Source organism: Streptomyces sp. NPDC055632, assembly GCF_053618675.1.
This window is the reverse complement of record NZ_JBSHHY010000041.1, coordinates 1-13,387: the sequence shown is the minus strand read 5'-3', so window position 1 is coordinate 13,387 and position 13,387 is coordinate 1. Positions and strand designations below refer to the sequence as shown.

Here is a 13,387-nt window from a genome sequence, read left to right as displayed (position 1 = left end):
CGCGTCAGGCCGCGTAAGCGGCCAGTTCGGCGGCGAGGGAGGCGTCGACGTTCGCCTTCAGGCGGGTGCCGTTCTCCTCGTGCGTCTCCTCCAGGACCTCGCCCGACTCGTGGACGCGGGCCACGAGCTGCCCCTCCGTGTAGGGGACGAGCACCTCCACCTCGATGTCGGGGTGCGGGAGTTCCTCCGCGATCCGGGCCAGGAGGTGGTCGATGCCCTCGCCGGTGCGGGCCGACACCGTGATCGCCGTCGGCTCGGCGCTCCTGAGCCGCTCCAGCACGTCGGCCGGCGCGGCGTCCGCCTTGTTGATGACGACGAGCTCCGGCACGCCCTCCCCGCCGATCTCGCCGATGACGCTGCGCACGGCCTCGATCTGGGACTCCGGGTCGGGGTGCGAGCCGTCGACCACGTGCAGGATGAGGTCCGCCTCGGCGACCTCCTCCAGGGTGGAGCGGAACGCGTCGACGAGCTGGTGCGGCAGGTGCCGCACGAAGCCGACGGTGTCGGCCAGGGTGTAGGCCCGTCCGCCGGCCGTCTCGCTGCGGCGCACGGTCGGGTCGAGGGTGGCGAACAGGGCGTTCTGGACGTGGACCTCGGCGCCGGTGAGGCGGTTGAGGAGCGAGGACTTGCCCGCGTTGGTGTAGCCCGCGAGGGCGACCGACGGGACCTTGTTGCGGCGGCGCTCCTGCCGCTTGAGGTCGCGGGCGGTCTTCATCTCCTCGATGTCCCGGCGCATCTTGGACATCTTGTCGCGCAGTCGGCGCCGGTCCGTCTCGATCTTCGTCTCGCCGGGGCCGCGGGTGGCCATGCCGCCGCCCGCGCCACCGCCGCCGCCCATCTGCCGGGACAGCGAGGCGCCCCAGCCGCGCAGCCGCGGCAGCATGTACTGCATCTGCGCGAGCGCGACCTGCGCCTTGCCCTCGCGGGAGGTGGCGCGCTGGGCGAAGATGTCGAGGATCAGGGCGGTCCGGTCGACGACCTTGACCTTGACGAACTCCTCCAGGCGGACGAGCTGGGCGGGGCTCAGCTCGCCGTCGCAGACGACGGTGTCGGCGCCGGTGGTCTCGACGAGGGTGCGCAGCTCCCCGGCCTTGCCCGAGCCGATGTACGTGGCCGGGTCCGGCTTGTCGCGGCGCTGGATGACGCCGTCGAGCACGAGGGCGCCCGCCGTCTCGGCGAGGGCCGCGAGCTCGGCGAGGGAGCTCTCGGCCTCCGCGACCGTGCCGGAGGTCCACACGCCGACGAGCACCACGCGCTCCAGGCGGACCTGGCGCTGCTCGACCTCGACGACGTCCCGGAGTTCGGTGGACAGGGCCGCGACGTGGCGCAGGCCGGTGTCCTGGGTGGTGTCGATGGCGTCGGCGGCGGCGATGCGGCCGCCGGTGGGGGCGGGGGTGGAACCGTGTTCTGTCGCGGTCATGCGTTTCCTCTCACTGGGTGGGGGGTTCAGGGGGCGAGGCGGCCGGTGAGGCGGATGTCCGCCGAGGAGGAGCCGACCTTGACGGTCCGGGCGCCGGGGGCGTCCCGCCAGGAGTGCCGGGCGGTGTCCCAGTACTGGAGCTGGCGGGCGTCGACGGTGACGGCGACCCGCTTCTCCTGGCCGGGGGCCAGGGTGACCTTGGTGTAGCCGGCGAGCTTCTTGACCGCCTGCGGGGCGGTGATCCGGTCGCTGGGGCCGAGGTAGGCCTGCACGACCTCCTTGCCGGTGGAGCGGCCGGTGTTGCGGACGGTCACGCGCACGGTGGCGCCGGTGGCGGTCCGTTCGACGGCGAGGTCGCGGTAGGAGAAGGAGGTGTACGACAGACCGTGGCCGAAGGGGAACAGCGGGGCCACGCCCTCCCGCTCGTACCAGCGGTAGCCGACGTGGATCCCCTCGCTGTACTCCTGCTTGCCCGCGACGCCGGGGAAGCGCTCGGGGCGGCCGGCCATCGGGTGGGCGTCCTCGGCGGCGGGGAAGGTCTGGGTGAGCTTTCCGCTGGGGTTGGCGTCCCCGTACAGGAGCGCGGCGGTGGCGCGGGCGCCCTCCTGGCCCGGGTACCACATCTGGAGGACGGCGCGGGTGGAGCCCAGCCACGGCATCAGCACGGAGGAGCCGGTGTTGAGGACGACGACCGTGTTGGGGTTGGCGGCGGCGACCGCGGCGATCAGGGCGTCCTGGCCGTCCGGCAGGGAGAGCGAGGGGCGGTCCCAGCCCTCGGAGCCCTCGTCCTGGGCGAAGACGACGGCGGTGTCCGCGGCGGCCGCGGCGGCGACGGCCCGCTGGATGTTCCGGCTCGCCCGCTCGGGGGTGACCCAGGTGAGGTCGACGGAGAGCGGGCGGTCGGGCCAGGCCCAGCCGCTCATGGAGAGCTTGTGGGTGCCCTTGGTGAGGCTGAGGACGACGCTGGTGGTCTCGCTGAACGAGTCGGCGGCGTAGACGGGGGCCTGGCCCTCGATCTGGAGGATGGCGAGGCCGCCGTCGACGCGGACGCCGATGCGGTAGTCGCCGTCCGCCGGGACGGTCAGGGTGCCGTCGTAGAACGCGCGGTCGCCGCCCGGGTCGAGCTGCCTGCCGTTGTGGAAGGCGGGGCTGAGTTCGGTCGCGGTCAGCGGGGCGCCGAGCCGTTCGATGCCGGGCTCGTAGGCGACCGCGGCGTTCGCGCCGGCGCGCTCGCGCAGGGCGTCCAGCGGGGACTCGGCCGCGTCGGGCACCACGTGCGCGCTGCCCAGGCCGGAGACCTTGGGGTGCAGGGCGCTGTCGCCGATGACGGCGAGGGAGGTGGCGGCGGTCCCGGTGAGCGGGAGGGCGGGGCGGCCGGCGGTGGTGGTGTTGCGCAGCAGGACGGCGCCGTTCTCGGCTATCTCGCGGGCGGTGGCCCGGCCCGCCTGGGCGTCGCGCGCGGGCCGCGCGGGGCCGCCGGCGGGGTCGAGGAGGCCGAAGCGCTCCATCTGGCCGACGATGCGGACCACGGAGCGGTCGAGCGCGGCCTCGGGGACCGTGCCGGCGGTGACGGCGGCCTTCAGGGCGGCGCCGAAGTGCTTGGAGTCGGGGACCGGGTCGGTGGGCTTGCCCATCTCCAGGCCGAGTTCCTGGTCGAGGCCCTTGGTGATGTCGGTGGTCGCCTTGGTGGCGAGCCAGTCGGACATCACCCAGCCCTTGAAGCCCCACTGCTCGCGCAGGACCTTCTGCAGGAGCTGGTCGCTGCTGCAGGCGGGGGTGCCGTTGACGCCGTTGTAGGCGCACATCACGGAGGCGGCGCCGGCCTCGACGGCGCCGCGGAAGCCGGGCAGTTCCGTCTCGTGGAGGGTCTGCTCGTCGATGGCCGCGTCGACGGTGAAGCGGTCGGTCTCCTGGTTGTTGCCCGCGAAGTGCTTGACCGTGGCCATCAGGCCCTGGCCCTGGATGCCCCGGATCTCGGCGGCGGCGGTGCGGGAGGTGACGAGCGGGTCCTCGCTGAAGGTCTCGAAGTTGCGGCCGCCGTGCGGCACGCGGATGTTGTTGACCATCGGGGCGAGGATCACGTCCTGGCCCAGGGCCCGGCCCTCGTGGCCGATGACCTTGCCGTACGCGGTGGCGAGGCCGTCGTCGAAGGTGGCGGCGAGCGCGGTGGGCGTGGGCAGCGCGGTGGCGCGGCTGCCGTTGATGCGCACGCCCACCGGGCCGTCGGCGGCCTGAAGCGGGGGTATGCCCAGACGGGGCACGCCGGGCAGGTAGCCGACGCCCCGGGCGAGCGGGCCGTTCTCGGCCCCGGCCGTCCAGTGGACGAAGGACAGCTTCTCGTCGAGGGTCATCCGGGCGACGAGCGCGCGGACGCGCTGGCTGCCCTCCTCGGCCGCGACCCTCGGGGCGGCGCCGTCGGCCGTGGTGCCGTTGGCGGTGGTGAGCAGGCCGCTCGTACAGAGCAGGGCCACGGTGAGGGCGAGCAGCCGCGGTGCGCGGCCCGGGCGCCCGCGCCCGTCGGTCCGGAGTCTGGTGGGGGGGCGGGACGTTCGCTCCGCCGGCCTGCGGGACAGCATGCGGTCTCCTGTTGTTTCGGTGCGTCGGTGCGCGCGCGTGGTGCGCGTGCCTCCACGCTCACGGAACGGGCCGCGGGAGACGAGGTCGGCCCGTCACACTCTACGGAGTTCGGGGGTTTTGCTCCGTGTCGTAAGGGAGTTGGCGCTTGAGGATCGCTCGAGACCGGCGGACTCGGGGCGCCGCCGGGGCGGCGGAGCGGCGGAGGCGGGCGCGCGGTGCCGGGGGGTGGTGGCCCGGCCACCACCCCCCGTGGGCGCGGGGCGCGCGCCGGGGCGTACGGGGGGCGGGGGCGGTGCGGTCCGGGAAGTGTGTCCCCGGCCTACCTGGGCCGTGGCCGGGCCGCCGGGGACGGTGGAGGGGTCCAGCGAGCGCAGCCCCGGCCCGGCGGGTCCCGGGGCGCCGAGACCCCGAGGAGCGTCATGAGGGCCACTCTCCAGGCGGTGGAAGCCCCGAGCCTTCCGTACGACCCGGCGGCGGGCGCGTCGCGGGCCCTGGTCGCGTCGGTGCTGTCCTCGCTGCGCCGCCGCGACCAGCGGCACAAGGGCGAGCTGTACGTGCACGGGCTGCTGCACGCCCCGGGCCGCAAGACCATGCGGAACCTGGCCGCGAGCACGGACGAGCGGTCGGCGGAGCAGAGCCTGCACCACTTCATCAGCTGCTCGACGTGGGACTGGTCCCCGCTGCGGGCGGAGCTCGCGGCCCGGGTGGACCGGCTGCTCGCGCCGAAGGCGTGGGTGGTGCGCCCGCTGGTCATCCCGAAGACGGGCCGTCACTCGGTGGGCGTGGGGCGACGGTTCGTCCCGCAGCTCGGGCAGGTGGTCAACAGCCAGCACGGGTACGGCCTGTGGCTGGCCTCGGGGGCGGCGGCGGCCCCGGTGAACTGGCGCCTGTCGCTGTCGGGCGACTGGCTGGAGGACGCCGAGATGCGCCGGCGGGCCGCGATACCGGACTCGGTGGACGCCGGGTCGGCGGAGGGCCTGGCCCTGGACATGGCGCTGGAGACGGCGGGCTGGGGGATCACCCGGCTGCCCGTGGTGACGGACGCCCGCGAGGAGGCCGTGCCGTCGATGGTGGGGGCCTTCTCCCGGGCCGGACTGCCCTTCCTGCTGCGGATCGGCGGCGGTACGGGCCTGCTGGCCCCGGCGCTCTCCGGCGGGGGGAGCCGGTCCGTGTCGGCCTCGGCGGGACGCCTCGCGGAGCTGGCGCGCTCCCAGGGCCGGCCGGTGGAGTGGTTCGAGCCGGCGGGCACGGGACTGCCGAGGACCTCGCTGGTGTCCCTGCTGCCCGTACGGCTGCCGGGGCCGGCGGTGCCGGGGCCGCGCCGGGCGTTCGGCGGGACGCCGCCGGCGGGGGCCCCGCTGACGCTGGTGGGGGTGTGGTCGCCGAACAGCCGCGAGGCGTCGGAGCTGTGGCTGACGAACCTGACCGGTGCGAGCCGGAGCACGCTCCTCGGCCTCGGCCGGCTGATCGGGCGGGCCGACGCCGACTTCACGGGCACGAGCCTGCCGGTGGGCGCGCTGGACTTCGAGGGGCGCTCGTACCACGGCTGGCACCGGCACGTGACGCTGGTGTCGCTGGCTCACGCGGTGCGGCTGCTGGGCCCGGGGGCGCGCCGGGGCCTCGGCGCGGTCACGCCGGTTCCCATGACCGGGGGCCGTCGGGCGCGAGGCCGTGGAAGACGCGCGCCCGCTGCAGGCGCAGGGCTAGCTGAAGCTCCAGCGAGCGTTCCGGCCGCTGCCAGTCCGGGCCGAGCAGCTGGGTGATGCGCTCCAGGCGGCGGGAGACCGTGTTGGGGTGCACGTAGAGGAGTTCGGCGGCCCGGGTGGGGCTGCCGGCCGCGCGGAACCAGCCGTCGAGGGTCTCGACCAGGTTGCCGAACCGCTCGGCGTCGTGGTCGAGGAGCGGGCCGAGGGTGCGCTCCACGAAGCCGGGGGCGTCGTGCTCCTCGGCGAGCAGCATGCCGATGAACCCGAGGTCGCGGGCGGCGGCGGAGCGCCCGGTGCCGCCGAGCGCGGTGAGCGCGTCCAGGCAGCGGACGGCCTCCCGGTGGGCGCGGCGGACCGCGTCCGGGCCCCGGCCGAGCCGGGCCGCGCCGGCCGTGACGGGGGCGCCGGTGGCCTCGGCGAGTTCGGCGCGGACGCGGTCGGCGCAGGCGGCCGGGTCGTCCCCGGGCAGGAGCAGGGCGAGCCGGTCGCCCTGGACGGTCTTCATGCCGCGGTGGCGGCGGGCGTGTCCGGCGGCCCAGCTCTCGACCAGGTCGGCGGCCTCGCTCCGGGGGCGGGCGACGACCATGACGTGGGGGCGTTCCAGACGGGCCGCGAGGCGGCGGGCGCGCCGCTCCAGGCCCTCGGCGGGCCCGTCCCAGGTGACGAGGTCCTCCAGGAGGTCGTCGTCGGCCCGTCCCCCGGCGTCCGTGGAGCGCTGGAGGACGAGCAGCAGGGACACGGTGCGCGCGTAGGAGAGCAGGACCTGTTCGCCGGGCCGGTCGTCGCCGTCGGTGCCCGTGCCGGGTCCGGTGGCCGGTTCGGCGGGGTGGAGGAGGAGCGTGCCGACGTCCTCGGAGCGGACGGAGAGCGGCACGACCAGGGTGCCGTCGCTCAGCGGGCAGGCGATGCCGGTGGCCGCGGCGTTGAGCCGCACGCGCTCCAGTTCGGCGGCGTCGGGGACGGACGTGCGGCCGTGCCCGGCGAGGCGTTCGCCGCCCTGGCCCCGGACGGAGAGGCCGCCGCCCAGCTCGGCGGCGGCGCGGGCCAGGAGCTCGTCCAGGCCGGTGCCCTCCAGGACGAGCCGGACCAGGTCGTCCTGGAGGTCCTTGGCCCGCAGGGCGTCGCTGAGTCCGGCGCGGGCCCGGGTCCCGGCGTCCTCCAGGACGGTGTTGGCGGCCCGTACGTTCTCCAGGAGCCGGGCGGTCTCCACGGCGGCGGCGGAGAGGTCGGCCAGGGAGCACATGAGCGACACGTCGTCGGGGGTGAAGTGCCGGGTCCTGCGGTCGGCGACGTAGAGGAAGCCGAGGCAGCGGTCGCCGGCGCGCAGCGGCACGCCGAGGACGGCGTGCAGCGACTCGGCCTCCAGGAGGTCTCCGAGGGCGGCCGTGTGGCCGGCCCGGTCGTCGGTGAGGTGGTCGGCGGTCCGGAAGGGGCCGGGCAGTTCGCCGGGGGCGCCGGGCAGCGCGGCGGCGGGCACCCGGTGGCCGGTCGTGCGGGCGCTGACGGCACCGTCGGCGGTGCCGACGACCAGGTCCCCGGTGGCCTCGTCGGCCAGGGCGGTGCAGGCGAGGTCCGTGTTGAGCAGCAGCCGGGCGCGGCGGGTGATCAGGCGGAGGGTGGCGTCGAGCCGGGCCGGCGCGGTGAGTTCGAGGGCGGTGTCGACGAGCGCGGCGAGTTCGGCCTCGCGCTGGCGGCGCCGGTCGAAGAGGGCGTTGACCTCCAGGGCGAGGCCCTTGGCGCGGGTCAGCCGGTCGATCCGCTCGGGGTCGGCCCCGGAGCGGCGGGCCTGGGCGACGAGCTGCTCGTACGCGTGGGCCGGCGCCTCCTCCGCGAGGAGTTCGAGGACGCGCAGGACCTCGGTCCCGGACTGCGGTTCCTCCCCTGTCATCCCAGCCCCCCAGCGGACGAATCGACCTTGTCCCGACGACCCGGGGAACGTAACCGGCCTGCTGAAGGGGCGTCAACCGGCCGCCGGTCGGCCGGACGGCGGCGGACGCGGTGACCGGGCCACCGCCGGCGGGCCGTTCCGGGGCGCCGCGGTGTGCTCCGCGCACCTTGGACGGCGGCACGGCCCGTACCTACGCTGGCCGGTTCGCTCCGGGGCGGGGACCGGGCGGGGCCGGGGGCGGGGGCGCGGGAGGGGCGGGCGGGCGTCGGCGGGCCGGACGGCCCGGGGCGGGGACGGGGTGTTCCTCCACCGGTTCACGAGCCGTTCTGTCCCGGGGCGCGAACGGCTTCCGAGGGGCCCGGGCGGTCCTCCGGAGACGCCAGTCGGTTTCCCGGAGAGGCCTGGCGGTCTCCCGCAGACGCCTGGCGGTCTCCCGCAGACGCCGGCCGGGGGCCCGGGACGGCGACCGCGGTCAGGAGGAGTCCGTCCGTCACCGTCCACCGGCCGGTCAGCTCGGTCAGGGCCCGGCCGTCGAGCACCGGCCCGGGGATCCGCAGCCGGGCGGTGAACGTCCGGGCGGCCGGGTCGAGCGCGAGCTCCGCCGAGTCGAAGTCCAGGGCCCGGCGGGTCAGCGGGGACCAGGCCTTGAACAGGGACTCCTTGGCGCTGAACAGCAGCCGGTCCCAGCGGGTGCCGGGGTGGCGGCGGGCCAGCTCGCGCAGCCGCTCCCGCTCGGCGGCCGAGGCGACCCCCCGGGTCACGCCCGGCGGCAGCGGCAGGTGCGGCTCCGCGTCGATGCCGAGGGACCGCCAGTGGTCGGCGGACGCCAGGGCGGCGCCCCGGTAGCCCTCGCAGTGGGTGAGGGAGCCGACCGTGCCGGCGGGCCACAGGGGCTCGCCGCGGTGGCCGGTGAGCACCGGTTCGGCGGCCCGTCCGAGGGCGGCGAGCGCCCGGTGGGCGCACACCCGGACCGTGGCGAACTCGCGGCGCCGCTCCTCGACGGCGTCGCGGATCAGGGCCCGCTCCCCCGCGAAGAGCAGCTCCGGCGGGTGCTCACCGGCCGTGTCGGCCGAGACCGTCCCGGGCGGGAGGATCTCCTCGATCACGCGGCCGTCACGCCCGGACGCCGACGAAGAGGCCCCGGCCGGACGGCCCGCCCTCCTGGAACTCGACGGCGAGGCCGGCGCGGACGAAGGCCCGCTCGTAGGCCTCGCGCGTGAAGAGGGTGATGAGGTGGGTCTCGGAGAGGTGCGCGATGTCCCGGCCGGGCTCGGCGATCAGGTAGTGCACGTCGATGCGGGTGGCCTCGCCCTCCAGGCGCGAGTGCGAGACGCGGGAGACGGTCTTGCCCTCGGCCTCGGTGATGGACGCGCCGACGAAGCCCGGCGTGAACGTGGCGGGGAACCACCAGGGTTCGACCACGACGACGCCGCCCGGTTCGAGGTGGGCCGCGAAGCGGGCCAGGGCCGCGTCGAGTTCGGCCTGGTCGCGCATGTGGCCGATGGAGCTGAACATGCAGGTGACGGCGGAGAAGGTGGTGCCGAGCGCGAAGTCGCGCATGTCGCCGAGGTGGACGGGCACGCCCGGGTTGCGGCGTACGGCGATGTCCCGCATGTCGGCGGAGATCTCCACGCCCTCGACGGTGTCGAACGCCCGGGTGAGGTGCTCCAGGTGGAGGCCGGTGCCGCAGGCCACGTCGAGGAGGCTGCGGGCGCCGGGCGCGCGGGAGGCGACCAGGGCGGCCAGGTCGGCCGCCTCGCGCGCGTAGTCCTTGCCCTTGCCCTGGTGGACCAGGTCGTAGAGGCGGGCGATGCCGTCCGCGTAGCCGCTGTGCGCGGGGGCTCCGGTGGTGGTCACGTCGTCTCTCCTTGGCTGGGGTGGGCGGTGCTCGGGCGGGCCCGGCGGGCCGCGAGGCGTTCGAGGGCGGGGACGAGCTGCGCCGGCGAGGGGTCGGCGAGGGCCTCGTCGCGCAGCCGGTGCGCGGCCGCCGCGATCGAGGGGTCGGTGAGGGCCCGTACGACCGCCTCGCGCAGGGACGCGGCGTCGAGCTTCTCGGGCGGCAGGTCGATGCCGGCGCCCTGCCGTTCGTGCAGGCGGGCCTTGAGCGGGGCGTCCCACAGGGAGGCCACGATGATCTGCGGCACGCCGTGCAGGGTGGCGGTGTAGCCGGTGCCGGCGCCGCCGTGGTGGACGATCGCGGCGCAGGTCGGCAGCAGGGCGTCCATCGGGACGAAGTCGACGACGCGGATGTTGGCGGGGAGGGCGTCGCGGTCCCGGAGCTGGGTGGCGTCGAAGGTGGCGACGATCTCGGCGTCGACGTCGCCGAGGGCGTGCAGCAGGTCCTCGAAGGGGACCGCGTCGCGGCCGAAGGTCTCGCGGGCGGAGACGCCGAGGGTGACGCAGACCCGCGGCCGGGCGGGCGGGGCGTGCAGCCAGTCCGGGACGACGGCGGGGCCGTTGTAGGGGACGTAGCACATCGGCAGGAGTTCGCCGGGCACGGGGATCCGCAGGCTCGCGGGGGCCGGGTCGACGGTGGCCTGCCCCCGGACGATCTCCTCGACGGCGTCGGCGTCGGGGACGGTCCCGAAGCGTTCGAGGGTCCAGGTGACCCATTCGCCCATCGGGTCCTCGCGGCGCTCCTCGGGCTGCGCGGCGAGCAGTTCGAGGAACTGGCGGCGCGCGTTGAGGACCACGTCGGGGCCCCACAGGAGGCGGGCGTGGGCGGCGCCGGTGACGTGCGCGGCGATGGGCCCGGCGTAGGTGAAGGGCTCCCAGAGCACCAGGTCGGGCCGCCAGGAGCGGGCGAACGCCACGATGCCGTCGATGGTCGTGTCGCCGTTGAGCGGCGCGAACGACATGGCCGTCATCATGGTCTGCTGGCCGAGGGCGTGCTCCCAGCCGATCGGCTCGGTGACCGTGTCGGCGAAGTCGAAGCCCGTCTGGTACGGGGTGGGGTCGCCGCCGATCTGCGTCATCAGCTCGACGATCGAGTCGAGGTCTCCGACGGGCACGGCGGTGAGCCCGGAGCCGTTGATCACCTCGGTGAGCGCCGGCTGGCTGGCCACCCGGACCTCGTGCCCGGCGGCCCGCAGCGCCCAGGCCAGCGGCACCAGGTTGTAGTAGTGGGTGTTGTGCGCGAAGCACGTGATCAGTACGCGCATGGGGTCGTCCGCCCTCGTCTGGCTCGTTGCGGTCGGGGTCGTGGTCGTCGGCGGTCGTGGTCGTCGGCGGTCGTGGTCGTCGGGGGCCGGGCCGTCGTCAGGCGGCCTTGGCGACGGGGAGGCGGGCGGGGGCGGCCAGGACCGGTGAGCGCGGCCGCGTGACCTCCTCGCCGACGGTGCGCAGGGCGGGCAGGGCCTCGGCGAGCGCGCCGAGCGCCGCGCGGGCGATCACCGTGACCAGCCGGCCGGAGAGCGCGAAGTGCAGGTCGCCGGGGAGGCCGAACGGCGCGGCGTCCGCGGGGGCCGCCGGGTCGCGGTTGACGGCGGCGACGAGGAGGGTGACGTGGCTGCCGGCGGGCAGTCCGGTGCCCGCGAGGACGGTGTCGGCGCGTGCGGTACGGGTCTCCAGCCGGACGGGCGGGGCCAGGCGCAGGGTGTCCTCGACGGCTCCGGCGGCCAGGGCCGGATCGGCGGCCAGCCGCTGCCAGGCGCCGGGCTCGGCGAGGAGCCGGCGCACGGCGTTGGCGACGAGCACGACGGTGGTCTCGGCGGCGCCGACGGAGAGGATCCGGGCGGCCCGGACGCTGTCGGCCCCGGCCTCGTGGAGGCCTTCGGCGAGCACCGCGGAGAGGGCGGCCTCGGCCCGCTCGGCGGCGCGGACGACGGCGTGGGGCTGGGGGCAGAGCAGCCCGTCGAGGGCGTGCCGGCAGTCGGGCAGGATCCGGACGAACCGCTCGTGGGCGACCTCGGGCAGGCCGAGCTGTTCGCCGATCACCTGGCCGACGAGCCGGCGCGCGAAGTCCTCGGCGAGGTCGAAGCGGTCGCCGAGCCCGGCGAGGAGCGCGCGGGCGAACTTCACGGTCCGCTTCTCCACGCACTCCTCCTCGGGGGCCCACAGCATGGGGCCGCCGAGGGCGGTGAGCGGGGCCAGGCGGGCGGCGGTCTCCCGGTCCACGGCGAGGACGGCGCTGCGGTACGGGAGCCCGTCCCCGGCGGCGGCCTCCGGCCCGGGGCGGGGGCCGTCGAAGGCGGGGTCCGCGACGACCGCCTCGGCGACGGCGCGGTCGGCCGTCACCCAGGTGTCGAGCGGCGCGCTGTGGAACAGCGGCCCCCCGGCGCGGACGCGCTCCTCGTGGGGGCGGGGGTCCTCGGTGCCGGAGCGCAGGATCAGGCCGTAGGGGTCGTTCCGGGTCCCCGCGAACCACTGGGCGGCACGGGTGAGCTGGTTGCCCCGGGCGCGTCGGGGGTCGGTCGGGGCGGCCTCGGGGTAGGGGGCTGCCTCGGGGTACGGGGCGGTCCCGTGGTCCGGGGCGCCGGTGGGGACGGCGCCGTGGCCCGTGGCGGTCCCGTGGCTCGGGACGGTCCCGTGGTCCGGGGTGATCGCCCGGTCCGGGGTGCCGGCCGGGGCGGTCGCGCGGCCCGGGGCGTCGGTCAGCGGCTCCGCTGTCATGTGCGACTCCTCGTCATCGGTCACCGCCGGGCAGCGCGTCGAGCCAGGCGTCGACGGTGCGGGCCGTGGTCGGGGCGTGCTCGGTCATCATCGTGAAGTGGTTGCCGGGTACGTCGGCGACGGCGCGGGCGCCGTCCCAGACGGACCGCCAGTCCGTCAGCGGGTCGGTCCACGGGGCCATGGGCTCGCCGGCCCGCAGGTGCAGGACGGGCGCGCGGGTGGGCCGGGGGGCCCAGTCCAGGAGCAGCCGGTGGAACGCGCCCATGGCGGTGAGCCGGGTGTCGTCGAGCGCGACGACCGCGCGGTCCGTCGCCCAGCGGAGCATGACGTCCCGCCAGACGCCCATGGCCCCGGGGGCGCCGGGGGTGTAGACGTCGGCGAGGACCAGGGCGGCGGGCCCGGCGCCGCGCGCCTCCAGGTGGCGGGTGAGCGCGTGGGCGACGTTGGCCCCGGCGGAGTGCCCGACCAGGGCGTACGGCCGTCCGGCGGCGTACCGTTCGACGGCCTCGGCGTGGGCCGCGCACAGCGCTTCGAGGGTGCCGGGCAGCAGTTCGCCGGACCGGAAGCCGGGCTGGGGCAGCGCGACGACGGTGCGGCGGCCTGCGAGGGCGGCGGCGAAGGCGGCGAACTCGGCGGGGCCGGAGACGGCCGCGGTGCCGGTGACCGCGAAGAGCAGCGGGCCCTCGTCCCCGGCGGGGCCGTCGGCCAGCCGGACGGGGACGACGGGCTGCCGCCCGGGATCGGTGAAGGCCGGGCGCAGGGCGGAGACGGCGCCGAGGGCGTCGACGGCCTCGGCGACCCGTCCGTCGGCGACCGCGGAGCGGTAGACCGCGACCAGCGTGGTGTCGCCGGAGCCGGAGCCCCCGGCCGGGGCGCCCGCCGCGCCGGCCGGGTCCCGGAGGAGTTCCAGGAGGTGGGCGGCGAGCGCGTCCGGGGTGTTGTGGTCGTAGAGGGCCTCGGGCGGCAGGTCGGTGGCGGTCGCGGCGGTGAGCCGGCGCCGGAGTTCCACGAGGGCCAGGGAGTCGAACCCGGCCGGGGTGAAGGGCTCGTCGGCGGCGACCTCGTCGGGGCTCTCGTACCCGAGCACGGCGGCGGCCTCGGCGCGGACCAGGGCCCGGACGGCGGCGGCGCGCTCGGCGGGGCCGAGGGCGGCGAGTTCGGCGCGCGGGTCGCGCGGCCGGGCGC

The 13,387-nt window shown here is 76.5% G+C and carries 8 protein-coding genes and 1 pseudogene; 1 reads left to right on the top strand and 8 read right to left on the bottom strand.

The genetic code is table 11. The features are described 5' to 3' along the window. Positions 1-4 precede the first annotated feature (4 nt). A complete protein-coding gene (gene hflX / locus ACWGSR_RS32840) occupies positions 5-1,420 on the bottom strand; it encodes a GTPase HflX (protein WP_376233284.1) in 1,416 nt (471 codons plus the stop codon). Between the two features lie 26 nt (positions 1,421-1,446). After that, a complete protein-coding gene (locus ACWGSR_RS32835; RefSeq protein WP_453572190.1) occupies positions 1,447-3,996 on the bottom strand; it encodes a beta-glucosidase in 2,550 nt (849 codons plus the stop codon). 420 nt (positions 3,997-4,416) lie between these two features. On the opposite strand from ACWGSR_RS32835, the gene ACWGSR_RS32830 reads away from it, so the two are divergent. Then, positions 4,417-5,760 (top strand): IS701 family transposase, encoded by a 1,344-nt coding sequence (locus ACWGSR_RS32830; RefSeq protein WP_453572187.1) that lies wholly within the window; start codon positions 4,417-4,419, stop codon positions 5,758-5,760. Here ACWGSR_RS32830 and ACWGSR_RS32825 read toward each other — a convergent pair. The 6 genes and pseudogenes from ACWGSR_RS32825 to ACWGSR_RS32800 form a co-directional block, all read right to left on the bottom strand. Beyond that, positions 5,750-7,591: pseudogene (locus ACWGSR_RS32825) on the bottom strand (helix-turn-helix domain-containing protein); the annotation flags it as partial. The gene ACWGSR_RS32830 and the pseudogene ACWGSR_RS32825 sit on opposite strands and share 11 nt — an antisense overlap. 314 nt (positions 7,592-7,905) lie before the next feature. Continuing rightward, the gene (locus ACWGSR_RS32820; protein ID WP_453572184.1) at positions 7,906-8,697 is read right to left on the bottom strand and encodes a 4'-phosphopantetheinyl transferase family protein; all 792 of its coding nucleotides are present in this window, start codon (positions 8,695-8,697) and stop codon (positions 7,906-7,908) included. Between the two features lie 7 nt (positions 8,698-8,704). Beyond that, positions 8,705-9,448 (bottom strand): class I SAM-dependent methyltransferase, encoded by a 744-nt coding sequence (locus ACWGSR_RS32815; RefSeq protein ID WP_453572181.1) that lies wholly within the window; start codon positions 9,446-9,448, stop codon positions 8,705-8,707. Then, on the bottom strand, positions 9,445-10,752 hold the full coding sequence (locus tag ACWGSR_RS32810) for an activator-dependent family glycosyltransferase (RefSeq protein WP_453572179.1): 1,308 nt from the start codon (positions 10,750-10,752) through the stop codon (positions 9,445-9,447). Before ACWGSR_RS32810 ends, ACWGSR_RS32815 begins: the two co-directional genes overlap by 4 nt. Before the next feature lie 97 nt (positions 10,753-10,849). Then, entirely contained in the window at positions 10,850-12,202 is a 1,353-nt protein-coding gene (locus ACWGSR_RS32805) for a hypothetical protein (protein ID WP_453572176.1), read from the bottom strand. A 13-nt stretch (positions 12,203-12,215) separates the two neighbouring features. Further along, positions 12,216-13,387: thioesterase domain-containing protein (locus ACWGSR_RS32800; RefSeq protein WP_453572173.1), on the bottom strand; the 1,172-nt coding region annotated here is incomplete at its 5' end.